Here is a 1,048-nt window from a genome sequence, read left to right on the forward strand (position 1 = left end):
TCGGCGGCGGCGGACACGACCTCACCGTCGACCACAACCAGGACGGACGACTCGAAGTCTTCGCCTCCGGACCCACCGGCGTCTACCACAAATACCAGACCAACCCCACGAGTTGGTCCGAGTGGGAGGGTACCGGCGGTCCCGCCGCCTCCCAGCTGACCAGCCAGCGGACCGCGGACGGCCGGGTCGAGGTGTTCGCGATCAACGGCAGCATTGCCCAACACCTCTGGCAGACCGGCGTCAACGCCCCCTACGGCCCATGGGACACCTTCGGCGGCGCCGGCACCGAGATCACCGCCACGGCCAACGCCGACCCGGTCCCGCAGTCAGTTGAGGAGACAGCAGGTGAGAACCGCTCAGCGCTCCCGCTCCCGTGGAGCGCCCCATCGCGTCTTCCTGTCAGCGCTCGCTTCCCTGCTCCTGGCGGCAGGCGTCCTCGCCGGTGCCTCGCCCGCGTACGCCGCCTCGAGCGACCTGTGCGCCCAGGTCGGGTACGACGCCGGCTTCCGCGGGGACAGCCTGGTGACCGCCGTCGCCGTCGCCCTCGCGGAGTCCTCCTGCGATCCGTCGGCGACCAACGTCCAGAACAACACGCCCCCGTCCCGCGATCGTGGCCTGTGGCAGATCAACGACTACTGGCACCCCGAGGTCGACGACGCCTGCGCCTACGACGCCCGGTGCAACGCGAACGCGGCCTTCGAGATCTCCTCCGGAGGCACGAACTGGCAGCCCTGGTCCACGTACAACCAGGGCATGCACTGGCGGCACATGGACGAGGCGCAGGCCGCGGTCGACCGTCTCGGCCACCACGAGCCCGGACCCGCCCCGCTGGTGTATCCGGCGGAGTCCGGCCGGGTGGTGTCGGCGCGATCCGCGGACGGACGGCTGGAGGTCTTCGCCGCCGGGACCGACGGTGTCCACCACGCCTGGCAGACAGGCGTCAACGGCGGCTGGTCGGACTGGGAACCCCTGCCATCCGGCGCCTGGTCCGGCTGGGAACCCTTCGGCGGCGGCGGCCACGACATCGCGGTCGGCGCCAACGGCGACG

General features: G+C 71.5%; 2 pseudogenes. Both read left to right on the forward strand.

The features are described 5' to 3' along the window. Positions 1 to 314 (forward strand): annotated as a pseudogene (locus IF37_RS46310) (hypothetical protein); the annotation flags it as partial. 31 nt (positions 315 to 345) lie between these two features. Next, positions 346 to 1,048: pseudogene (locus IF37_RS0138395) on the forward strand (hypothetical protein); the annotation flags it as partial.

The organism is Streptomyces sp. NRRL S-31 (genome assembly GCF_000718775.1).
Lineage (GTDB): Bacteria > Actinomycetota > Actinomycetes > Streptomycetales > Streptomycetaceae > Streptomyces.